The 20,623-nt window shown below is 58.6% G+C and carries 23 protein-coding genes; 11 read left to right on the top strand and 12 right to left on the bottom strand.

From position 1 onward, the window contains the following. Nucleotides 1–15: 15 nt before the first annotated feature. Nucleotides 16–312: an HNH endonuclease gene (locus I9184_RS19145; protein WP_171724909.1), complete on the top strand. Its 297-nt coding sequence runs from the start codon at nucleotides 16–18 to the stop codon at nucleotides 310–312. Here I9184_RS19145 and I9184_RS19140 read toward each other — a convergent pair whose 3' ends face one another. Genes I9184_RS19140 through I9184_RS19130 form a run of 3 tightly spaced genes read right to left on the bottom strand, consistent with a single transcriptional unit; the run spans nucleotide 313 to nucleotide 2,395 of the window. After that, on the bottom strand, nucleotides 313–1,050 hold the full coding sequence (locus I9184_RS19140; protein ID WP_171637776.1) for a VOC family protein: 738 nt from the start codon (nucleotides 1,048–1,050) through the stop codon (nucleotides 313–315). It abuts the gene before it with no gap. Then, nucleotides 1,047–1,655, bottom strand: a complete 609-nt coding sequence (locus tag I9184_RS19135) for an enoyl-CoA hydratase/isomerase family protein (RefSeq protein WP_209835444.1) — start codon at nucleotides 1,653–1,655, stop codon at nucleotides 1,047–1,049. Before I9184_RS19135 ends, I9184_RS19140 begins: the two co-directional genes overlap by 4 nt. Further along, a complete protein-coding gene (locus I9184_RS19130) occupies nucleotides 1,652–2,395 on the bottom strand; it encodes an SDR family oxidoreductase (protein ID WP_171637778.1) in 744 nt (247 codons plus the stop codon). Before I9184_RS19130 ends, I9184_RS19135 begins: the two co-directional genes overlap by 4 nt. 140 nt (nucleotides 2,396–2,535) lie before the next feature. On the opposite strand from I9184_RS19130, the gene I9184_RS19125 reads away from it, so the two are divergent. The 5 genes from I9184_RS19125 to lpxK all read left to right on the top strand — a co-directional run bounded on the left by I9184_RS19125 (nucleotide 2,536) and on the right by lpxK (nucleotide 8,579). Continuing rightward, nucleotides 2,536–4,050 carry a DUF2125 domain-containing protein gene (locus I9184_RS19125; protein WP_209835443.1) on the top strand — a complete coding sequence of 505 codons (1,515 nt, stop codon included), beginning with the start codon at nucleotides 2,536–2,538 and terminating at the stop codon, nucleotides 4,048–4,050. A 172-nt stretch (nucleotides 4,051–4,222) separates the two neighbouring features. Then, a complete protein-coding gene (locus I9184_RS19120) occupies nucleotides 4,223–5,569 on the top strand; it encodes a TldD/PmbA family protein (protein WP_209835442.1) in 1,347 nt (448 codons plus the stop codon). After that, nucleotides 5,556–6,356 (top strand): 3'(2'),5'-bisphosphate nucleotidase CysQ, encoded by an 801-nt coding sequence (locus I9184_RS19115; protein ID WP_171724904.1) that lies wholly within the window; start codon nucleotides 5,556–5,558, stop codon nucleotides 6,354–6,356. Before I9184_RS19120 ends, I9184_RS19115 begins: the two co-directional genes overlap by 14 nt. Next, nucleotides 6,353–7,591, top strand: a complete 1,239-nt coding sequence (locus I9184_RS19110; protein ID WP_209835441.1) for a glycosyltransferase N-terminal domain-containing protein — start codon at nucleotides 6,353–6,355, stop codon at nucleotides 7,589–7,591. The genes I9184_RS19115 and I9184_RS19110 overlap by 4 nt, the downstream gene beginning before the upstream one ends. After that, nucleotides 7,578–8,579, top strand: coding sequence for a tetraacyldisaccharide 4'-kinase (gene lpxK, locus I9184_RS19105; RefSeq protein WP_171637784.1), 1,002 nt, complete (start codon nucleotides 7,578–7,580; stop codon nucleotides 8,577–8,579). The genes I9184_RS19110 and lpxK overlap by 14 nt, the downstream gene beginning before the upstream one ends. A gap of 39 nt (nucleotides 8,580–8,618) precedes the next feature. Here the strand turns inward: lpxK and I9184_RS19100 are convergent, their stop codons facing one another. Further along, on the bottom strand, nucleotides 8,619–9,281 hold the full coding sequence (locus I9184_RS19100; protein WP_171724901.1) for a DsbA family protein: 663 nt from the start codon (nucleotides 9,279–9,281) through the stop codon (nucleotides 8,619–8,621). A 13-nt stretch (nucleotides 9,282–9,294) separates the two neighbouring features. Further along, the gene (locus I9184_RS19095) at nucleotides 9,295–9,801 is read right to left on the bottom strand and encodes a DciA family protein (protein WP_171637788.1); all 507 of its coding nucleotides are present in this window, start codon (nucleotides 9,799–9,801) and stop codon (nucleotides 9,295–9,297) included. 81 nt (nucleotides 9,802–9,882) lie between these two features. Between I9184_RS19095 and mutY the strand changes: the two genes are divergently transcribed. After that, nucleotides 9,883–10,938, top strand: coding sequence for an A/G-specific adenine glycosylase (gene mutY / locus I9184_RS19090; protein ID WP_209835440.1), 1,056 nt, complete (start codon nucleotides 9,883–9,885; stop codon nucleotides 10,936–10,938). Nucleotides 10,939–10,999: 61 nt separating this feature from the next. Continuing rightward, the gene (locus I9184_RS19085; RefSeq protein ID WP_209835439.1) at nucleotides 11,000–12,136 is read left to right on the top strand and encodes an alkane 1-monooxygenase; all 1,137 of its coding nucleotides are present in this window, start codon (nucleotides 11,000–11,002) and stop codon (nucleotides 12,134–12,136) included. A 79-nt stretch (nucleotides 12,137–12,215) separates the two neighbouring features. On the opposite strand, the gene I9184_RS19080 is transcribed toward I9184_RS19085, so the two are convergent. The 4 genes from I9184_RS19080 to I9184_RS19065 form a co-directional block, all read right to left on the bottom strand. Beyond that, nucleotides 12,216–13,598, bottom strand: coding sequence for an adenylate/guanylate cyclase domain-containing protein (locus I9184_RS19080; RefSeq protein WP_171637795.1), 1,383 nt, complete (start codon nucleotides 13,596–13,598; stop codon nucleotides 12,216–12,218). Nucleotides 13,599–13,738: 140 nt separating this feature from the next. Continuing rightward, nucleotides 13,739–14,839: a site-specific DNA-methyltransferase gene (locus tag I9184_RS19075; RefSeq protein ID WP_170427508.1), complete on the bottom strand. Its 1,101-nt coding sequence runs from the start codon at nucleotides 14,837–14,839 to the stop codon at nucleotides 13,739–13,741. Between the two features lie 107 nt (nucleotides 14,840–14,946). Next, nucleotides 14,947–15,564 carry a ribonuclease HII gene (locus tag I9184_RS19070; protein WP_171637799.1) on the bottom strand — a complete coding sequence of 206 codons (618 nt, stop codon included), beginning with the start codon at nucleotides 15,562–15,564 and terminating at the stop codon, nucleotides 14,947–14,949. 110 nt (nucleotides 15,565–15,674) lie between these two features. Then, complete coding sequence (locus tag I9184_RS19065; protein WP_171637801.1) at nucleotides 15,675–16,133, bottom strand: hypothetical protein; 459 nt, start codon at nucleotides 16,131–16,133, stop codon at nucleotides 15,675–15,677. Between the two features lie 176 nt (nucleotides 16,134–16,309). Here I9184_RS19065 and I9184_RS19060 point away from each other — a divergent pair, with 176 nt between their 5' ends. From I9184_RS19060 to I9184_RS19050, 3 genes are all read left to right on the top strand, one after another. Then, entirely contained in the window at nucleotides 16,310–16,597 is a 288-nt protein-coding gene (locus tag I9184_RS19060; protein ID WP_171637803.1) for a hypothetical protein, read from the top strand. After that, nucleotides 16,569–17,270, top strand: coding sequence for a helix-turn-helix domain-containing protein (locus tag I9184_RS19055; protein WP_209835438.1), 702 nt, complete (start codon nucleotides 16,569–16,571; stop codon nucleotides 17,268–17,270). Before I9184_RS19060 ends, I9184_RS19055 begins: the two co-directional genes overlap by 29 nt. 105 nt (nucleotides 17,271–17,375) lie before the next feature. Further along, a complete protein-coding gene (locus I9184_RS19050) occupies nucleotides 17,376–18,950 on the top strand; it encodes a DUF427 domain-containing protein (protein ID WP_209835437.1) in 1,575 nt (524 codons plus the stop codon). A 101-nt stretch (nucleotides 18,951–19,051) separates the two neighbouring features. On the opposite strand, the gene I9184_RS19045 is transcribed toward I9184_RS19050, so the two are convergent. From I9184_RS19045 to flaF, 3 genes are read right to left on the bottom strand one after another with little or no spacing between them, the layout of a single operon-like run. Further along, entirely contained in the window at nucleotides 19,052–19,846 is a 795-nt protein-coding gene (locus tag I9184_RS19045; RefSeq protein ID WP_209835436.1) for a DUF1217 domain-containing protein, read from the bottom strand. Continuing rightward, nucleotides 19,843–20,244, bottom strand: coding sequence for a flagellar biosynthesis repressor FlbT (flbT, locus tag I9184_RS19040; RefSeq protein WP_209835435.1), 402 nt, complete (start codon nucleotides 20,242–20,244; stop codon nucleotides 19,843–19,845). The genes I9184_RS19045 and flbT overlap by 4 nt, the downstream gene beginning before the upstream one ends. Further along, on the bottom strand, nucleotides 20,244–20,618 hold the full coding sequence (gene flaF / locus I9184_RS19035) for a flagellar biosynthesis regulator FlaF (RefSeq protein WP_171637813.1): 375 nt from the start codon (nucleotides 20,616–20,618) through the stop codon (nucleotides 20,244–20,246). The genes flbT and flaF overlap by 1 nt, the downstream gene beginning before the upstream one ends. Nucleotides 20,619–20,623 lie beyond the last annotated feature (5 nt).

The raw sequence follows: 20,623 nt of genomic DNA, 5'->3' as shown, positions 1-20,623 counted from the left end.
AAGTTTCACATCATCATGACGAACAGCGATCCAATCTGCCCGCTTTGCGACCGCCCGATCCCCGAGGGGGGTGGCAGCCTGCATCATCTGATCCCAAAACTCAAAGGAGGCAAGGGCGGACCTACCGTTCTGCTGCATCAGATCTGCCACAAAGAGGTGCACGCCACCCTGACCGAAGCCGAACTGGCACGCAGTTTCAACACGGTCGAGGCCCTGCGTGCGCATCCAAGGCTCGAGAAATTTCTGACTTGGGTTCGCAAACGCCCACCCGGATTTCGTTCGAAAGTTCCGGGCAAGCGGCGCGGGCGCTGATCAACCTGGCAGGATCTGGTCCCCGACAATATCTGTAAGAGGTTCGGACAGGCCTTCGATCACGATACCCTGAAAGTCCGGTACATGCACGAATTGTGCGCCCGCAACATGTTGGAATTCCAACGTCGTATAGGCGCGTTTCCACAGCCATTCGCGGTTTTCAACAGCCCAAAGGTCAGGATTGGGCGGGGTTTCGTCGGTAAAGGCATAAAAATGCAGGTCAAAGCCGTAAGGGGCGACCTCCTGCATCGACAACAACGACATGCCCTGGGCGCGCCAGAACGCGTCTTCGGCGGCAATATCGCCGGTTCGAAGGGTAATCTGACCGATCCGAGCCTGCGCAAAAGGCGCGTCAGGGTCGGCTGCATGCGGCGGTCGGTTGCCTTCGAAATCATGTTGCAGCAGCTCGATGACGAACCCTTCGGGATCCGCAAGATGGCACATGTAGCCGATGTCCAGAAACTGATTCGGCGTGCTCACTGGAACGTCAAACCTGCGCAGATGAGCCGCAGCAAGATCGACATCCGGCACGGTGATCCCTATCTTCCAGTAGCGCTGCCCCTTGTCATGGGTGTACCCTCCTCCACCCGGCAGCAACAAAATATCTGCGTCTGCACCGTCATAGCCGACACGGTGGCCGGTTTCTGTTCGGCCAACGGACATGCCCAGAATGTCGCGATAAAACGCGGCCAGCCGATCCGGGTCAGCGACCCGCAGGCGCAGTGCAGACAACCTCATAAACACAACCTTGCGATTCCCGCCGCGATCTCGGGGTCGGCGTTCACGCTGTCGGCAACCAGATCGCGTGCGGTTTGCATCAGGTGATCGGGATCGACAATCCGGTCCACCAGGCCAAATTCATACGCCTCTTGCGCGGTGATTTTCTGACCCGCCATAAAGATCAACTTGGCCCTTGCCGGTCCGACCAGAGCCGCCAGCCGCGCGGGGTCGGACGGTTGTGGCAGAAACCCCAGCTTCATCACCGGATAGAAGAACTTGGCCGACGGCACGGCAATGCGCAGATCGCAGGCCAGTGCCATACCGTTGGCCCCGCCTGCCAAAGTGCCGTTCAGTGCGGCAACGGTCAGACAGGGCAACGCAGCAATGGCGCCGGACAGCCTTTCCCAGACATCCGATTTGGCCAGACCGGCGCGCGCTTCGTCCAGATCTGCCCCGGCGCTGAACACTTTGCCCGCGCCCGTCAGGATCAACGCCTTGGCCTCTGTCGCGGATTCGGCGATCTCGGCCAGTTCCGCCAGCATGGCCCCCGTCAGGGCGTTCGCCTTGCCGGGATTGTTGATCGTGACGGTCCACAGGCCACCTTCTTTGGTCAAATCGATCATATCAGCCCGGCCCGTTTGCGAATGTCTTCAAGCCGCAGCGAAATTTCAGTGCCAAGAAACTCATCGGCATCATCCGAGCACATCCACAACAGCGCCCGTGCGGGCCAGTCCGCAGGGATATGCACATCCCAGTCCAGCTGACTGACGGGATTAATGCCGCTGGCCTTGATCGACCGCTGCATATCGGTGGCCACCGTCCCCGGTGACAGGCCCATTGCGCGAATACCATTATGGGCTTCTTCTAGATGCAGACATTCCGTGAGCATCTTGGCCCCGGCCTTCGAGGCGCAATAATGGCTCCAGGCTTCGACCGGGTTCGACGCTGCACCGGACGAGATCGTCAGAATGCTCCCTCCTCCCGCAGCCCGCATCACCGGCAACGCCGCGCGCATCCCGTAGAAAATACCTTTCAGGTTGATGTCGATGGCCTTGCTCCACGCCTCGGTGTCAGCATTCGAGAGATGAAAGATCGGATCGATCACACCCGCGTTGCCGATCAGAACATCCAACCCACCGAACCGGTCCACGCATGTGGCCACGGCTTGTTCCACCTGAGCGAAATCGCTGACGTCACAGGCCAATGCGATGGCCTTATCGCCCAATGCGGCCGCCAGAGCGTCAATCTGATCCTGACTGCGAGCCACCAATGCGACATTGGCGCCGGCTGCGGCAAAAACGCGCCCTGCCTCGGCCCCAATTCCTCGGCTGGCCCCGGTTATTAGAACAGTTTTTCCCTGCATTTGCCCTTCCTCACGCATTGCAATCTCTGTCGGCTACAGCCGTAACGCGTAAACGGGGAAAGGGTCCAGCCCTTGCCCCCTTGACGATACCCGCCACAAAACCGACCATGCGCCACAAATTGATCAAGAAGGGTTACCTTATGTCCGTTTTCCTTCGCCGCAGCTGCGGCGCTGCCTTGGCTTATGCCGTTGCCACCCAAGGGGCGTTTGCCGATCTGTCGGCCGATGACGTCTGGTCCGATTGGCAGAGCTATTTCACCTCGATGGGTTACACCGTCACAGGAGACGAAAGCACTTCGGGCGACGTCACCACGATTTCCAACATGACACTTTCAGTGGCCCTTCCCGAAGAGGACGGACAGTTTCAGATGGTCATGCCGGAAATGACATTGACCGAAAATGGTGACGGGACCGTTACCATTGACCTGCCGGAAAGCTTTCCCATGGAAATCACCGGTCAGGCCGAAGACGAAAACTTCGCAGCCACTGTCACCTATTCCCACAGCCAACTGAACATGGTCGTGTCGGGCGCACCGGACGACATGACCTATGACTACAAGGCTGACAATCTGGGTGTGAAACTGGATTCGATTGAGGTCGATGGTGAGGCGCTGCCCAATGATGTGTTTGGCATCGATGTCCAGGCAAGCGATCTGTCCGGCAGCTCGCGGATGCAGATCGGCGACAATCGGAACATCAGTCAGACGTTCAACGCAGCCACGTTAACTTATGATCTGAACTTTCAGGATCCTGAAAGCGGCGAAAACGGGTTGATCAACGGTCAACTCGATCAACTGGCATTTGAGGGCAACAACGTCGTCCCGCCGGATTTTGACTTTTCGGACCCAGAAGCCTTTTACAAGGCTGGTTTTTCGTTTGACGGCACCTTCACCTATGCCGCAGGCAGCACGGATCTGAGCGGGACCAGCGAAGGTCAGGCGTTCTCGATGAACAGCACGTCCGAAGGCGGGCGTTTTGCAGCCAGCATCGATGCAGAGCGTATCGTCTATGACATTGACCAGAACAGCACGAAAATGGCCGTTACCACGGCGGGCCTGCCGTTCCCGATCGAACTTTCGATGGCCAAGGCGGGCCTGAACTTCGAATTCCCCATCCAGCAATCGGACGAGGTTCAACCCTTCGGCTTTGGGCTGAACCTGACCGATTTCACCATGTCGGACGTATTGTGGGGCATTTTCGATCCTGCGGGCGCGCTGCCGCGTGATCCGGCGACGATTGCGCTGGATGCGACGGGAACCGCGAAAGTGCTGATGAATATCTTCGATCCTGAAATCGACGTCGAATCCGACGAAGCGCCGGGGGAACTGCACTCGCTGAAGATCAACGAACTGCTGGTTTCGCTGGTTGGCGCCAAACTGACTGGTACCGGTGATTTTGCTTTCGACAACACCAATACCGAAGAGTTTGATGGCCTGCCCAGCCCAAGCGGCGTGGCGAACCTTCAGCTGGTTGGCGCCAACCAGTTGATCGACACTCTGATCGGCATGGGAATCATCTCGGAAGAAGACGCGCTGGGTGCCCGCATGATGATGGGTCTGATGGCAGTTCCGGGCGAAGAGCCGGACACACTGAACTCGAAGATCGAGTTCACCGAAGACGGCCAGATCCTGGCGAATGGTCAGCGTATCAAGTGACAATCAACGGAAAGGGCCGCGCAACATGCGGCCCTTTCTCTGCCCTGCCAACCCTTGCCCAAACCTCTGAAACGGCACGGGTTCACCGCGATACTCAACGCACAATCTGGTCACAGGTCTTGCGAGACGGGCGGTCCAAGGCTAGGTCCTTGGCAATCAACCCGGAGGCCTCATGACCTGCTCACCAGAAGAAATCAGCCATCATTTGCTTGACGTGGCCCGCAAGGCAGGCGCGGACGCGGCGGATGCCATCGTTATCGACGGATCCTCTGTTTCCGTCGAAGTGCGGGGCGGCGCGCTGGAACATGCCGAGCGCTCGGAAGGGACTGATTTGGGATTGCGGGTGTTTCTGGGCAAACGATCCGCCATTGTGTCCAGTTCCGACAGCCGCCCTGAAACCCTGCGCGCCATGGCGGAACGAGCTGTCGCAATGGCCAGGGAGGCCCCCGAAGATCCGTTTTCCGGGCTGGCTGACAAGGACCAGCTGGTCACAGACTGGAACATAGAGTCACTGGAATTGTCAGACCCCGCCCCGGCCCCGTCTGCCGAAGCCCTAATGCAGGATGCCCTGACGGCCGAGGCCGCAGCGCTGGCCGTCGCCGGCGTCACCCAGGTGTCGGATGCGGCCGCAAGCTATGGAACCCACCATGTGCATCTGGCCGCGACAAACGGGTTCACCGGCGGGTACGCGCGCAGCAGCCGGTCGGTTTCCTGTGTTGCGATCTCGGGCGAAGGCACGGGGATGGAACGGGACTATGACGGCGACAGCCGGACGTTCCAATCCGACCTGCGCAGCGCGGAAGAAATCGGGCGCACAGCAGGTGAACGCGCCACGCAACAGGTTGGTGCGCGCAAACCTGAGACGGGAAGTTTTCCGGTTCTCTTCGACGAACGGATCTCGTCTTCGCTCATCGGCCACCTTCTGGCCGCCAGCAATGGCGCGGCGATCGCACGGGGCGCATCTTGGATCAAGGATTGTTTGGGGCAGGACGTTCTGCCTGCGCATCTGTCCCTGATCGAAGACCCGCACCGCCCGCGCATTTCGGGCTCGCGTCCCTTTGATGCCGAGGGTCTGCCGACACGACGCCGGGTAATCGTGGAAAACGGCGTTCTGACCGGCTGGACGCTGGACCTGTCAAGCGGGCGAAAACTGGATATGGCGTCCACGGGAAATGCCGCGCGTGGGGTCTCGGGCCCGCCATCGCCCAGCAACTGGAACCTGAGCCTGACACAAGGTGACCAAAGCCGCGCCGACCTGCTGCGCGATATGGGAACCGGGTTGCTGGTCACATCCATGATCGGTTCAACGATCAACCCCAATACCGGTGACTATTCAAGGGGTGCATCGGGCTTCTGGGTCGAGAATGGTGAGATCACGCATCCGGTCAATGAATGCACCATCGCGGGCAATCTGCGGGACATCCTGCGCCGGATCATCCCGGCGAACGATGCCCGCCCATACCTGTCGCGCGTGGTTCCGTCGCTTCTGATCGAAGGAATGACACTTGCCGGCAACTGATCTGCCCCTGCTGATCGAGGCGGCGCTGGAGGCCGGCAAGATCGCCACGCGCTATTCCGGCACGCAAGCACAGCGCTGGGACAAACCCGATGGCGCCGGCCCAGTGACCGAGGCGGACCTTGCCGTGAACACGATGCTGGAGGAGCGGTTGTGTTCGGCGCGACCGGGCTATGGCTGGCTCAGTGAAGAATCCGAGGATTCCACCGACCGGCTGGACCGCAACAGCACTTTCATAATCGACCCGATCGACGGCACCCGGAGCTTTGCAGAAGGCGCGCGCACCTGGGCACATTCCATAGCCGTCGCCGATAACGGCGTGGTGACGGCGGCGGTCATTTACCTGCCGATGCGGGATTTGCTGTACACGGCGGCCCAAGGTCAGGGCGCGTCTCTCAATGGTAAGACGATCACGACCTCGGACACCGCAGAGCTTTTGCAATCAGAAATTCTGGCCGCCAAGCCGAACCTTGACGCACGGCATTGGCGCAATGCGCAGGCGCCAGAATTCGAACGCGCGTATCGTCCGTCACTTGCCTATCGCATGGCTTTGGTTGCGCAGGGGCGGTTCGACGGCATGCTGACCCTGCGCCCCAGTTGGGAATGGGACATTGCCGCCGGCGACCTGATCATCCGAGAGGCCGGCGGCGTGTGTTCCGACCGTACGGGTCAACGGCTGATCTTCAACAACATGCATCCCAGGTTGAACGGCGTGATCGCCGCCAGCGCCTCGATTCATCAGCAACTGTCGGCACTGCTGGATCCGGCCGGGCCGGGAATTGGAACATGAGCAAACCGCGCTCACTCAGCCTGGCCGCCTACAGGGTGTTGTCATGGGGGTTGCGCAACGGGGTTGCGCCGCAATCCAACCTGCCGCGCCCCAAAGGTGAGTTGCTATGGATCCATGTTGCCACACCGGATCGGCTGCGGGCTGTGACCGACTTCTGCCGTCGGCTGTCGCAGGTCAGGGCCAAGCTGAATTTCCTGCTGACAGCCCCCCCGGATGAGGATCTGTCCAACTGGCCGGACAGCAGGTTCCCTTTGATCAACCTGCCACAGGAACAGAGTGCCGCCGCCCGCGAGTTTATCGAATACTGGCGTCCGAACATGGGGTTGTGGGTCGGTGGCGATCTGATGCCCAACATTGTCACGCGCGCTGACGAACAGGCGATCCCGCTGGTCCTGTTCGACGCCCAATTCAGCGTCACTCTGTCCCGGAACGCCCGTTGGCTGCCGGACATCACACGGGTGACCTTTGACTGTTTCCGCAAGATTCTCACGCCATCCGCCGAGACGGCTCGACAGATCCGCCGCCTCGGAATCCAATCCGGAAAAGTTGCGGAATCACCGCCTTTGCGGATCAGCCCCAACCCTCGGCCCTGGCCAGAAGACGAACTTATCGAGACCACTCATACACTTGCCGGGCGCCCGGTTTGGCTGGCGGCATGGGTTCAGGACAAGGAGTTCATCTCGGTTCTGACAGCCCACCGTCAGGCACTGCGGATGCTGCATCGGCTGGTTCTGGTGTTGCACGTGGCAAACGAGCCGGAAGTCTCGCCGCTGAGACGGCGGCTGGAATCGATGGACCTGCGCTGCGTCAACTGGGATGAAGGGGACATGATTGAAGATACCACGCAGGTCGTCCTGACATCGGACCCCGAAAACCTGGGCCTGTGGCATCGCATGGCACCAGTGACCTTCATGGGCAGTTCACTGGAACGCGGCGCGGGCGGTCAGGATCCGTCCGAAGCAATCGCGCTGGGGTCTGCGATCATGTTCGGACCATATGTGCATCGCCATCAGGAATTCTATTCCAGCCTGCAACAGGTGAACGCCGCCAAAGAGGTTAAAACGGCAACCGAACTGGGCGACGCCGTTGTGCAGCTTCTGGCGCCGGATCAAGCTGCCGACATGGCGTTGGCGGGATGGCAATTGTTGACCGAAGGCGCACCGCAGGCTGACGCCCTGATCGAAATGGTGCAGGATATTCTGGATCAGCGGAGTGCGGATCATGCGGGCACCTGATTTCTGGAACACGACCCCGGACCAACCGGATCTTAGGGCGCGTATGCTGGCACCGTTGGGGCGCCTGTATGCAGCGGCAACCGCCCGTAGGATCGCCTCGGAATCCGGCGAAAAGCCGGGTGTGCCCGTGATCTGTATCGGCAACCTCAATGCTGGTGGAACCGGTAAGACACCAACGGTGATCTGGACCCTTGAACAGCTTCGAGGCGCCTGGCACGAACCACATGTCGTCACGCGGGGGCACGGAGGCTCTTTGGATGGGCCGGTGCAGGTTGATCCGGCCCGGCACACGGCTGCCGAAGTAGGAGACGAGCCGCTGCTTCTGGCGATGTTTGCCGAAGTCTGGGTTGCCAAGGACAGGGCGGCGGGCGCACGGGCCGCCGCAGCGGCGGGCGCCACGGCAATCGTGCTGGATGACGGTTTTCAAAACCCCTCGGTGGCCAAGGATTTCTCGATCATTGTTGTCGATGCTCAACGCGGGTTCGGAAACGGTTTGTGCCTGCCTGCCGGGCCACTGCGGGAACCGGTCGACATCGGGTTGAAACGGGCCGACCTTGTGTTATCTCTGGGCGATGAGGCCGCGCAAATGGCTTTCACCGGTCAGTGGGGCGACAAGTTGTCTGTTCCCCATGTCACCGGAGCAATCGAGCCCCTGCAAACCGGCATGGACTGGACCGGCACACGCGCTTTGGCATTTGCCGGTATCGGCCACCCCGAGAAGTTCTTCAAAACCCTGCGACAGCTGGGCGTAGACCTGGTCCGCGCCGAAGCCCTGGACGACCACCAGCCTCTGACTCAGGCACTGATGGCCCGTCTGGAAAACGAGGCGCGCCAACTGGGTATTCAGATGATAACGACCGAGAAAGACGCCGTACGTCTGCCCCCGGCTTTTCGGAGCAAAGTGATCACTCTGCCGGTGCGTCTGCGAGTCGGCGAAACTGACAAAGTCCGGGATATGCTGCTGAATGCAGCACCGGCACCAAAATAGGCCCGGTCGGCCCCTACAGGGCCAACCGGAAAAGGGTTTTTAGCCGCCCAGTTCGTCTTCGATCAGCTTTTTGAAGTCAGCGTAGGACTGGTTGTCGACTTTCTTGCCGTTCACAAGGAACGACGGGGTCGACTGAATACCATCTCGTTCGGCGTTTTCCTGATACCACGCAGCCAATGTCCGCGCCTTGGTACCGTCTTGCAGGCAAGCCTCAAGCTGGTCGCCATCGATGCCGGCCAAACGACCGATCTTGCGCAGCTCGTCCACGATCTCGGCCGGACCACCTGCGCGTGTCCATTCTGCCTGCCCTTCATAGATCAGGTCTGTGATACCGAAGAACTTTTCGGGGCCAGCGCAGCGTGCAACCATCGATGCCCAAAGGCCGTAGCGGTCAAAATACACCTCACGATAGGTAAACTTGACCTTGCCGGTGTCGATGAAGTCTTTCTTGAGCTGCTTATACGCGCCTGTGTGGAAGTTTGCGCAGTGCGGGCAGGTATATGATGCATATTCGATGATTTCGACAGGTGCATCCTCGGCGCCCTGCACCATCTCGACGATCGTCGAAGTATCCAGGTCTGCCTCCTGCGCTTCGGCGGCACTGACCAGTGGAATGGTGACATTGGTGTTCGACCCTGTCAGCCAATAGCCGCCAGCGGCCACGGCGACGGCCGCACAGATTACGGTTGCAATACGGCTCATTTTCAGCCCTTTCTCAGCGTTTCTGTTTGGATAAAACGTTGCGCCCGAGACGTTCAAGAGCCGCGCGCAAATCTACATCATGTACATCGCGTGACATTTTGTCGGCCTCGGCGGCAATGTCAGGCGCAATCTGGGGTTTGGCTTGCTTCGGCTTGTGGTCGAAACTGGCCTGCCCCTCGGCAAATCCGGTCGGAGCGGTCTGGGTGATACGGACACGGCTGATGGCGTTATAGCCATAGACCGCGTTTACCTTGCCGCGCAGCTGTTCCTTCTGCATTTCCAGCATCGGAGCCTGTGGCCCGGTCGTTAACACAGTTAGGGTGGCACCAAATCCGCCCTTGCCATAACCCACTTTGACCGGGCGCGCGATGGCAGCGGTTTCCTGGCCGACAATCTCGGCCCAGTGGGTCAAAAGCCGCGACACGGCAAACCCCCGGCTTTCCCCGGCGCGCCGGATCTGATCGTTCAGCAAGGATGCGGTGCGTTTGAACCCGCGGGTCGAAGAACGTCTGCGTTGCATCTGGTTTCCTGCTCCTACACCTCTATTGTACTGGGCAGGCCACCATGTGCCAGCAAAACCCGACCGGGAGTTGAATAAAACTTGCGTGACTCTGCTGAATTCACCGTCAGTGATGCGTTGCTGGAATGGTACGACCGGCACGCCCGCGAAATGCCATGGCGCATCGGTCCGGCAGATCGCGCCGCCGGGATGCGCCCCGACCCCTATCGGGTCTGGCTGTCCGAAGTGATGTTGCAGCAGACAACAGTTGCCGCCGTTCGCGACTATTTCCTGCGCTTCACCACCCGATGGCCTACGGTTCAGGCTCTGGCCGCCGCACCGGACGATCAGGTCATGGGGGAATGGGCCGGGCTTGGCTATTACGCCCGCGCCCGCAATCTTTTGAAATGCGCCCGGGCCGTCACGCAAGACTACGATGGCCGGTTTCCCGACAGCGTTGAAGCGCTGCTGAACCTACCCGGCATAGGCCCCTATACCGCCGCTGCGATCTCGGCCATCGCGTTTGATCGGCCTGAAACCGTGCTGGACGGAAACGTCGAGCGTGTCATGGCCCGGCTCCATGACATTCACGATCCGCTGCCCGGCTCCAAACCCCTGCTGAAGGAAAAGGCGTCGACCCTGACCCCGGCCACACGTCCTGGCGATTACGCGCAGGCGGTCATGGATTTGGGGGCAACCATCTGCACGCCAAAGTCGCCGGCATGTGGCATTTGCCCCCTGCGTGACCCCTGTCAGAGCCGCGTCGCAGGCACCCAAGCCGACCTGCCACGAAAAACACCCAAAAAGCCCAAATCCACGCGCTATGGGCACGTGTATGTTGCGCAAAGCGCAGACGGGGCCATGGTGCTGGAACGCCGGCCTGACAAAGGTTTGCTGGGCGGAATGCTGGGCTGGCCCGGATCAGAGTGGAACGATGCCCCGGCCGAACGGCCTCCGTTCCCGGCGAATTGGAAGATGTTGCCGGGCGAAGTCCGCCATACATTTACGCATTTCCACCTGATTTTGCGGATCTGGACCACGGATGCCGCCGATCACGACGTACCCGAACATCTGACAGTTGTAGACAAACAAAGCTTCAGGCCCGGCGACCTGCCAACCGTGATGCGCAAGGCCTATGATCTTTGGCGAGGACAATAAGTCCGCTGTGCAAATCTTCGGGCCATGGCTAGGATATCTCCGTAAAGTCGGAGCAGAAAAGATGATCGCAACAGGCACATTGTCCCGCTGGCAATCTGCATCCCCTTTCTGGGTGTCGCTGCTGCTGATTCCGCTGGTCTGGTTTTCAGCTGCCACCGGTGGATGGTCACTGCTGCTGGTTCCTGCCGCAACCTGGTGGGCTTTTGCAGTGCTGGACCGGATCACCGGGCTCAACACGCAAAACGCCGACCCCGATACGCCGGACACGGCGCTGCAATGGTACATATTACTGACAAAACTCTGGGCCCCGATCCAGTTCGTCACCCTTTTTGGTCTGATCTGGTACACAACCCACGGCACCCATCTGTCAACGCTTGAGAAAATCGGCCTCTTCTTTGGCATGGGCGTCATTTCGGGCACGATTGGGATCAATTACAGCCACGAGTTGATGCACCAGAAAAGCCGTATGGAACGCTGGCTGGGGGACATCCTTCTTGCCATGGTGCTGTATTCTCATTTTCGGTCCGAGCACCTGTTGGTCCATCACCGCCATGTTGGCACCCCACGCGATCCGGTAACGGCGCGCTACAACGAAGGTTTCCATCGCTTCTATCCCCGCGTTCTGTGGCAATGCTGGGTTTCGGCCTTCAACGCCGAGCGCAACAAGCTGGCCCGCATCGGCAGACCGTGGACAGATCGTTCAAACCCGTTCTGGCGGTACTGGGCGCTGCAAGGTGGGATGCTGGCACTGGCCGGCCTGATCGGAGGATGGTCCGGCGTGGCGTTGTTTCTGCTTCAGGCTGGTGTCGCGATCTGGCAGCTCGAGCTGGTCAATTACGTCGAACATTACGGCCTGACCCGAAAACACCTGGGCGACGGACGGTACGAGCATGTCCTGCCACACCATTCCTGGAATGCCTCGCAGAAAGCTTCGAACTGGTTGCTGATCAATCTTCAGCGCCATTCGGACCACCATTACAAACCCAATCGCCGGTTTCCGCTGCTGCAACATCACGCGTCGGGCGCAGCCCCACAATTGCCCTATGGCTATCCCGTCATGACCGTGTTCGCTATGATCCCTCCGCTTTGGCGGCGGGTAATGAACCCGCGCGTTCGCGCGTGGCGACGCCACTATTATCCCGAGATCACCGACTGGCACCCCTACAACAAATCTTTGAACCCCATGCCCAAAGCGTGACCGCAGCGCGCACTGGCGCGCTGCTTGACCCAACTGTCAGCACTGCATCTGCGATCCTGTTCTGACGGGCGGGAGGCCCTCAGCTTTTCATCACCCAGACATCCATCGGCGCCTCGACCCCTCGCACGGTTTGGTCGCGGCAGGCACCAAAACCGGCCATGACCTCCGGAGCCTGCGGGTTTTCTTCCTCAACCCGCAAACGCACGGCATCGCTGACAACGATACGCGCCTTGAAATCACGCGTCAGTGCCTCAAGCTTGGCCGCCACATTGACCGCATCGCCAATCACCGCGAATTCCAACCGGTTGGCGCCGATATCCCCAAGTACGACCGAGCCGTAATGCACCCCAACGCCGACATGGATTTCGGGCTCTCCCACCCTGCGACGTTCCAGATTCCAACGGTCGATCACACCCACCATCGCACGCGCGCAGTCCAGGGCATTGCTCGCGTCCAGGGGCGTCGGCACCGGAGTGCCGAAGGTCGCCATCAAACCGTCGCCCAGATACTTGTCCAAGGTCCCGTGGTGCCGGAATACCTCGGTTTCCATACGGGCATGAAACCCGCGCAGAACCTCGATCACTTCATAGGGATCCCGCCCGGCGGCGTATTTGGTGAACCCGACGATATCGATGAACAGAACGGCCACATCTTCTTTGCGGACCTGTTTCAGCGGTTCATCGTTCTGGCTCAGCTCATCCACCACATTGGGCGAGAAATACCGCGACAGGTTGGCCCGTTCACGTTCCAATCCTGCGTTGTTCATCAACAATTGATTGAGACGCCGCATCGAAATGCCCAGCGTTACCGCGACCATTATGAATACGATCACTTGCTGGATACGTTGAGGGACCATGAAACTGTTGGGGTCCAACAGCTCGGCAACATCCGGATAGCCCTGCAAGGCCTCTGCAACCTTTTCGCTGATCCCCGGAATCGGCGTTGCCACCCACGAGGCAACGATCCAACCGATCGTCCACATCAATGCCGTCCACGAACCGATGGCAATGACGGTTCGCCAGGAATAAGCCAGGGTTCCAGCCGCCAGGATGACGAAAAAGTACTGAAAATTGTCGAACCGGTATTGCATGGCCAGAGGGCGAACATCGTCACTGAACGGGTTGGGCACGATCATTCCAAGGGTCATGATCAGCAAATCCACGAAGATCAAAAGAAGCTCGACCCGCGATTGTCCCACCCGACCGGAACGGCGGATCAGCCAACCGTTGGCGCAGATCAGCAGCAGAATGAAGTGATACCAAAGCACCTCCCATTGCGGGTTCAGGAAAACCAGAAGAACCCCGGTCAGCGCCATCGCCACCCAGCGCGCGCGGACGGCCAGTTCCAACCCTTCTCGCTTGTGCCGCTCCAACGCGGCCTCGGTGTATTTGTTGTCCAGATCGAACGTGTCAGGTTCCGTGAAAAACAGACTGCGGCGGGGCTGCGCGGTTGTCTCGGTCATGGCCGTGATCTTTCTTGCAGTGTCAGGGTCAACAACATGCAATCACTGTTGATCCGAAAACAAAAGACCCCGCCGTAGGATCGGCGGGGCAAGGCGTAGTGCCTTGTGTCAGGCCACAGGCACCGGCGGTGTTCTTTGTATCAGTTCATCTCGGCCCGGATCTGCTGGCGCAGAACGTCGATCGGAACCGTTTTGCCGTCACGCTTGAAGCACCAATAGGTCCAGCCATTGCAGGATGGCGCATTTTCCAGATGGGCGCCCACCTGATGGATCGAGCCTTTGACGTTGTCACCGACCAATGTGCCATCGGCCCGGACCTTGGCTTTGTGGCGCTGGTTCATGGAATACAACTCTTCGCCCGGGCGCAGCATGCCACGTTCGACCAGTTGCCCGAAGGGCACGCGCGGTTCGGCGCGTTTGCTGGCACTAACTTCCAGAGCCTCACGATCGAACTTGCGGACCTTGGCAATACGCTTCTCGGCCACCTTGCGGTAGCTTTCCTCGCGCTCGATCCCGATGAACTCGCGACCCAGCATTTTGGCGACTGCACCGGTTGTACCTGTGCCAAAGAACGGATCCAAAATCACATCGCCCGGATTGGTCGAGCCAATCAACACGCGGTGCAGCAGCGATTCCGGCTTTTGTGTCGGGTGTGCCTTGTCGCCGTTTTCATCTTTTAGACGCTCATGCCCGGTGCAGATCGGCAGCACCCAATCGCTGCGCATCTGCACGCCTTCGTTCAGAGCCTTTAGCGCCTCATAGTTGAAGGTGTATTTCGCGCCTTCGCGTTTGCTGGCCCAGATCATCGTCTCATGCGCGTTGGTAAAGCGCTTGCCCCGGAAATTCGGCATCGGGTTCGACTTGCGCCAGACCACATCGTTGAGGATCCAATATCCTGCGTCCTGCAAAGCCGAGCCTACACGGAAAATATTGTGGTAAGAACCGATCACCCAGATCGCGCCGTTGGGCTTCAGCAGACGGTGTGCTGCCTTCAACCATTCGCGCGTGAACTGGTCATAGGCACCAAAGCTAGAAAACTGGTCCCAGTGATCATCAACCGCATCCACCTGAGAGTTATCCGGGCGGTGCAACTGGCCTTTCAGCTGTAAGTTATACGGAGGATCGGCGAAAATCAGGTCAACCGACGCCTCGGGCAGACTGTTCATCACTTCGATGCAGTCACCGGATAGAATCGTGTTTAAAGGGAGCGCTTTTGCGCCCTTTTTTGTGGTCGTTGTCATATCACTGCCTCAAGTATCCACGGCGCTTTTGCGCTCATTTGGTTGAGACAAGGATGAGTCAAAGACGATTCGCCGTCAATTTCTTTTTTGAATCAGCGACTTACGATTTACTCTTGATACAAGATATTGTGCACTGGCTTGAACGAACGTCTATGGTGTGGGGTCACGCCAAGATTTTGCAGCGCTTCCTTGTGTTGTTTTGACGGATAGCCGGCGTTGGTTTCCCATCCATATCCCGGATGCTGTTGCGCCAAATCCACCATCACCTGATCGCGCCAGTTTTTCGCAAGGATCGAGGCGGCTGCAATCGACACCGATCGGGCATCCCCCTTCACGACGGCCTGCGACGGGATTTTCAGGCCGCGTGGAATCATATTCCCGTCGATCAGCAGGAAATCGGGGGCCGGCGACAGTGCCTCAACCGCGCGCAGCATCGCCAGATGCGATGCCCTGAGGATGTTGATCTCGTCAATCTCGGCGACCGAAGCTTCGGCCACGGCAAACTCGGCGCTGTGCCGGATCTCGGCATCCAGGGCGGCCCGACGTCTGGCCGTCAGCTTCTTGGAATCATTCAACCCTTCGGGGATGGCCTGTGGGTTCAGGATCACCGCTGCCGCGACGACCGGGCCGGCCAAAGGGCCGCGCCCGACCTCATCCACGCCCGCGATGCGGCAATGGCCCCGGCCCAGCAGCGCCTGTTCAAGTTCGAAATCTGGTTTTGTCATGCCTTTGGAAAACCGTGTTTCACACAGCGCCGCAAGAAAAAAAGAGAGGGCAGCCCACACCGCCCTCTCTCACACGGCGCTTCTTTGGCGCCGCTCCTGCTCAACCGGTGTTACTGGTAAACGACACGGTATCCTTTCTGGCGCAGGCACGCGGGTTCGTATGCCCGCTTGACCTTTTGCCCATTCCAGAAACCGACTTTGCACTCTTGCGGCAGGCTATTGGCATGTTTGTAGTGCTTCTTGAGGCATTTCGGCCCAAGCAGCGGATGATCCTGTGAATACCCGTTGAATGTGCGCAGGCAGCGCTGGGGCAGATCATAACGCGCCACGCGCGGCGGCAGAGGGCGCACCGGCTGCGGCGTGTAAGGTGCCGGGGTATAGGTTTGGTGGCGAGTCGCCCGATCCTTTTTCTTTTCCTTGTTGTAATAGTGAACCCCGGCCCCGATGATCGCGATGGCGGCCAGCCCGCCAAGAATGTCCTTTGCGTCCGCAGCCCGTGCCTGAGACGCAGACACCCCGGTTATTGCAACCGCGGTCGCAACGATGAATGCGATGAATTTCTTATGCATGATGCGTGTCCTTCATAGTGTTTGGGCGACCGTGTGACGGAGCGCGTCCTGATTGCCCTGACACTGGGGGCGACCGGCCCAGACAAGCAATAACGGCCCGGTGTTATCGGATATCAGAACCCGCAAACCCCTTGGGTTATTGAATATCGCGGCGACTCGTGCGCAGGATGCGGCCTATGAAACAGATCCTCTCTTCTCTGACCTTTGCGGTCCTGATATCGCTTGGCTCTGCTGCGTCTGCGGCGGATTGCTATGCGGATTACAAGGCCAAGAAAGACAACCCGCTGCGTTTGCATTATGGGGTTATCCAGGTCTCGAACTGCGACAAGGGCCAGGCCCAAGCAGAAATCGCCCAGCGCCTGAGCGCGTCAGGCTGGACCTTGCTTGAAGTGCAGTCCGTTTTCGGGCCGGAAGGGTTGGATCAGAGGAAAGGCAATGCCGGACAATTCTATCTCCGTTTCTGACGCACGCCGGTCGGGGGTCCGTCTGGTTGTGCTGGGCGTCGCAGCCATTATCGCCATTCTGATCACCGCTGCCGTTTTCCTGTTCTGGACCCTGCCGGACGCGAACGCATTCAACGCGCGGGTCGAGCGATTGTTCATCGAGACCGATCTGACTTCACAGACCGAGATTCGCCTGCTTGAAATTCTGGCCCAGTCCGGCACCGCCTTCGCCGACACCCTGTCCAGCTATCGGATGGTGATCTATGTGCTTCTGGTTTTTGCCTGTGCCATGATGGCCTCGGCATTGGTCTTTCTGGTTATGCTGGTACTGCTGAACCGACGCATGGCGCAAATCGAACGCACCGGCATTCAGGTGACTTCGTTGCTGATCAGCCGCGAGGAAAACGCCGTCTACCTCAACAACATGGATTTCAAACTCACGCCTGCCGCCATGGAAACCTTATCGGTTCTGGCTGAATCGCGACTGGATGATGAGGTTTTGTCCGGCGCCCAGATCGAGGCGATGATTTCCGGCCGTAATGAAGCCGATTGCGACGAAGCCGCAGGCGCGACGCGGATCAAACGGTTGCGGGATGCGCTTGGCAATCAGATGGTCAGTGAACTTCTGGTCAAAAACATCGCCAAAAAAGGGTACATGCTGTCCATCGAAAAAGACGTCATACAAATGGTCTGAACCTTGCTGCATGACCGTATGCGTTGGCACTTTTCCCTTCTGCGCCTCTTGGAATGTGGGATGCAAAGCCCCATTCTAGAAAAACCCAGGCAAGGGAGGTCGCATATGAACGTCCACGCCGCACCAAAAATCAATGGGTATGGAATATCGGTTGAATCGCTGAATGGCAGAATTGCCATTTATCGCAATGAGGTGCTTTTGGCTGAAAGCACAGATGCCAAGGTGATGTATGAAACGCGCCTGCCGCCCACGATCTATGTTCCCCGCGCGGATGTCTGTGTTGATTTGAGCGAAGAAACAGACCTGCAAACATTCTGCCCGTTCAAAGGCACTGCCACGTATCACGACATCAATCTGGGGTCCGAAAACCTGGCCAATTCTGTCTGGGCCTATGAGGAAGCCCTGCCCGAAAGCGCGGCCATTCAAGGCTGTATCGGCTTTGTGCCCGGCGCCTATACGAAGATCGATCTGGGCGACAACCGCCTTCGCGAACCTGAAGACGGCAACATCAGCGGGCCCCTGATTGATTGGTTGATGCGTGGTGCTTCGACCGCGGCAACGCCCGAAAGCTTTACCGAAGCGCTGGCCGAAAAGATGCTGGAGCATGGCATCGCAATACAAAGGCTGAGCATTCTGGCCTGGTCCCTTCACCCCCTGATCGCGGGAAAGCACTATATCTGGGAAAAAGATGAAGAAGAGATTCTGACCCGGGCTCCGACATACGAAATCTATGATCACCCAGCTTTCATCAACAGCCCCTTGCGGCATGTCTCGAACGGCCTGGGTGGCGTGCGGCAAAGGTTGAATGATGAAAACCCGCATAACAGCTTCCCGATCATGGAGGACCTGCGGGCCAAGGGCGCAACAGATTACGTGGCCATGCCCTTGCCGTTTTCCGACGGGCGCACCAATGTTCTGACGCTGACCTGCGATCACCCGGACGGGTTTACCACCGAAAATCTGGGCCTTGTCTTTGAATGTTCCTCGGTAATCGCCCGTTTCTACGAAGTGTTCATGCAGCGCGAAAACGCGCAGGTCCTGCTGGAAACCTATGTCGGCAAACGCACCGGCGCGCGCGTATTGGGCGGCGAAATCAGGCGGGGTGACGGGGATGAGATCGACGCCGCCATCATGTTCTGCGACCTCCGTAATTCAACGAGCCTGGAAGAGAAGCTGGGCCGGGGCGAGTATATCAATCTGCTGAACGAGTTCTTTGAAACGGTCTCGGGCATTGTTCATGACAACAACGGAGAAGTCCTGAAGTTCATTGGCGACGCTGTGCTTGCCGTCTTCCCGGCAACGGACGAGGATGCCAGTACGGCCCGCACCAATGCCCAGCGCTCGGCGATCAAAATCGTCGAAACTTTGGGAGAGCTGCGCAAAGAAGGTACGGACAGGCATTGCGACTGTTCGATCGGCGTCGCGTATGGGCGTGTCACCTACGGCAATGTGGGATCTCGCGAACGGCTTGATTTCACAGTTATCGGTCAGGCCGCAAACATCGCCGCACGTTTGGGCGAGTTCGGCAAGTCGCAAGGGCACCGCATTGTCGTTTCAGAAGACATCGAACCGGCCTGTTCCAATGCTGTACCGCTGGGAGACGTCAATCTGCACAATGTGTCCCGTCCCGTCAGATCATACGCTTTACGAACCGCAGCCGATGAGATTCTGAACGGTTGAGGCCTGTCGTTTGCAGTTCTGAAGAAACCCGCATTGCCTTGATCAACGTGACGCCCTTGCGATCATGCTTCACCGATCACTTCGATCCGGAGGCGTTCTGCTCAAACGGCCCCCAACAAGATCAATGCGGTCTGCGCCGGCGAGATCGTGCTCTGAAGTTGCGCAATCTGACTTCTGGCCAAATAGGTGTCGGTCAGTTTCTCAACAGACTTTGGGTTCGAAAACTGTGCCAGGTCATCCGAGCCGGTCAGTTTGAGCAACCTAGCCTTGAACTCGACCAGTTGTTTGTCAATGTCCAGCTGCGCAAAGGTTGACGGCAGTCCAAGTGCCGTTTCCATCATGCTGCGCAAAGGGGGCAACCCCATAAGATCAAACCACTTTGTGTCTGCGCTTGAGGTCCTGTTGGCAAGATCCGAAAGCTCTCGATGTGCATAGAGCGAAATTCGCATCGTTTCATCCGACTCGCCAACGGCGATTTCAAACCTGGCCGTCAAATTGGCCTGGGCGATTTGCTCCATGTCGGACGTCCGCGCGGTTTTTCGGACAGCTCCGGGACCAAACCCAAAGGCGTCAGAAAATGCCCGGTATCGCTTGTCGGCCAAACGATTGGACAACGCGTCATCCGCCTGTGTCCCATCCTCAAGGATTTTGCGTATGAAAAACCGGTTGTCCAAATCTCCTTCCAAGCCGAACGCACCCAAAGCGACCTGCAACAACCTGCGATCCGAAACCAGCTCTTCAGCGGATTGGATTTTCCCGATGTTGTCCAGAAAGTACTTTGTCTCTCTTTCATTTGCAGCTGACGACGAAAAACTCTGGAACTGACTTTCATAGGTACGTTGCAGGAACCGCCAGCCCACGATTCCGCCGCTTGGGATGACGGGTTGGAATGTCATTGCTGGTAAGCCATCAGCCGCTCTTCTCGCGGCAGAAGCGAGCGAAGCGATTTGAGGCACTTGTAATAATGCTCTGCAACCAGGGCATCCGTGGCTTCGGCCAAGACCCGACGGCTATCTGCATCCGTAAAAACCTGGCTCAGCTCTTCCACGCGGCGCAACAGTTGCTGACGTGCTTGGCAAGGTTCGATGTCCCCTGACAATACAAGCTGCGCGGCATAACAGACGCGGCGCACCGGCGTATTCACCTCATCCGGATGAATCGCGTCCCGCAATCGAAGTACATTTGCCTGGGGCGTCATAATCGAAAACCGGCCGCGGCGATCGCCGTTCTCAACTACGACCCCGTTGATCAGAACCCTTTCTTTCGGGGCAAGCTTTAGGACCAGACCGCTCATCAAGTTGCCCTCATCTGGCGCAACCCGCGCAGTACGGCCGTGTTGATTTCCACCAACGGCTCAACGGTTGCGCCGTCTCCCAGAACGCGGCTGCTGTGTTGTTCGGTGAATTCGGCAAGGTAGAAGATCCTGGCTCTCAGGTCGTTGGGCAGGGCATTCTCGGAATCGGCAACGCCGGTTGCGAGCACCCCCCATAGCCGCCGGTTTTCGTGCACGGCCTGAACAAAACCCGAAAAATCCGTTGCCTTTTGTGCTGTTGCTGCCTTCAGGCGCCGTGTGATCCTTGAAATCGCTTCGTATTCTGTGTCTCGAGGCGTCCGAGTCGGCGCGGTGGTTTGCGCATAAGTTTGATGGGCTAGGGTTTGCGGTGTCACTTGAA

Origin of the sequence: Ruegeria sp. HKCCE3926 (genome assembly GCF_017872515.1) — a bacterium.
Classification (GTDB): domain Bacteria; phylum Pseudomonadota; class Alphaproteobacteria; order Rhodobacterales; family Rhodobacteraceae; genus Ruegeria.
The sequence above is the reverse complement of the archived record's forward strand: the minus strand, read 5'-3'. Positions and strand labels throughout refer to the sequence as shown.

Coding starts and splice junctions, on each gene's coding strand:
- I9184_RS19050 (WP_209835437.1), top strand. CDS start 17,376: ATGAACGTCCACGCCGCACCAAAAATCAATGGGTATGGAATATCGGTT.
- I9184_RS19085 (WP_209835439.1), top strand. CDS start 11,000: ATGATCGCAACAGGCACATTGTCCCGCTGGCAATCTGCATCCCCTTTC.
- I9184_RS19110 (WP_209835441.1), top strand. CDS start 6,353: ATGAGCAAACCGCGCTCACTCAGCCTGGCCGCCTACAGGGTGTTGTCA.
- I9184_RS19125 (WP_209835443.1), top strand. CDS start 2,536: ATGTCCGTTTTCCTTCGCCGCAGCTGCGGCGCTGCCTTGGCTTATGCC.
- I9184_RS19065 (WP_171637801.1), bottom strand. CDS start 16,133: ATGCATAAGAAATTCATCGCATTCATCGTTGCGACCGCGGTTGCAATA.
- flbT (WP_209835435.1), bottom strand. CDS start 20,244: ATGAGCGGTCTGGTCCTAAAGCTTGCCCCGAAAGAAAGGGTTCTGATC.
- lpxK (WP_171637784.1), top strand. CDS start 7,578: ATGCGGGCACCTGATTTCTGGAACACGACCCCGGACCAACCGGATCTT.
- I9184_RS19140 (WP_171637776.1), bottom strand. CDS start 1,050: ATGAGGTTGTCTGCACTGCGCCTGCGGGTCGCTGACCCGGATCGGCTG.
- I9184_RS19075 (WP_170427508.1), bottom strand. CDS start 14,839: ATGACAACGACCACAAAAAAGGGCGCAAAAGCGCTCCCTTTAAACACG.
- I9184_RS19130 (WP_171637778.1), bottom strand. CDS start 2,395: ATGCAGGGAAAAACTGTTCTAATAACCGGGGCCAGCCGAGGAATTGGG.
- I9184_RS19045 (WP_209835436.1), bottom strand. CDS start 19,846: ATGACATTCCAACCCGTCATCCCAAGCGGCGGAATCGTGGGCTGGCGG.
- I9184_RS19120 (WP_209835442.1), top strand. CDS start 4,223: ATGACCTGCTCACCAGAAGAAATCAGCCATCATTTGCTTGACGTGGCC.
- I9184_RS19080 (WP_171637795.1), bottom strand. CDS start 13,598: ATGACCGAGACAACCGCGCAGCCCCGCCGCAGTCTGTTTTTCACGGAA.
- I9184_RS19070 (WP_171637799.1), bottom strand. CDS start 15,564: ATGACAAAACCAGATTTCGAACTTGAACAGGCGCTGCTGGGCCGGGGC.
- I9184_RS19145 (WP_171724909.1), top strand. CDS start 16: ATGACGAACAGCGATCCAATCTGCCCGCTTTGCGACCGCCCGATCCCC.
- I9184_RS19060 (WP_171637803.1), top strand. CDS start 16,310: ATGAAACAGATCCTCTCTTCTCTGACCTTTGCGGTCCTGATATCGCTT.
- I9184_RS19100 (WP_171724901.1), bottom strand. CDS start 9,281: ATGAGCCGTATTGCAACCGTAATCTGTGCGGCCGTCGCCGTGGCCGCT.
- I9184_RS19055 (WP_209835438.1), top strand. CDS start 16,569: ATGCCGGACAATTCTATCTCCGTTTCTGACGCACGCCGGTCGGGGGTC.
- I9184_RS19135 (WP_209835444.1), bottom strand. CDS start 1,655: ATGATCGATTTGACCAAAGAAGGTGGCCTGTGGACCGTCACGATCAAC.
- I9184_RS19095 (WP_171637788.1), bottom strand. CDS start 9,801: ATGCAACGCAGACGTTCTTCGACCCGCGGGTTCAAACGCACCGCATCC.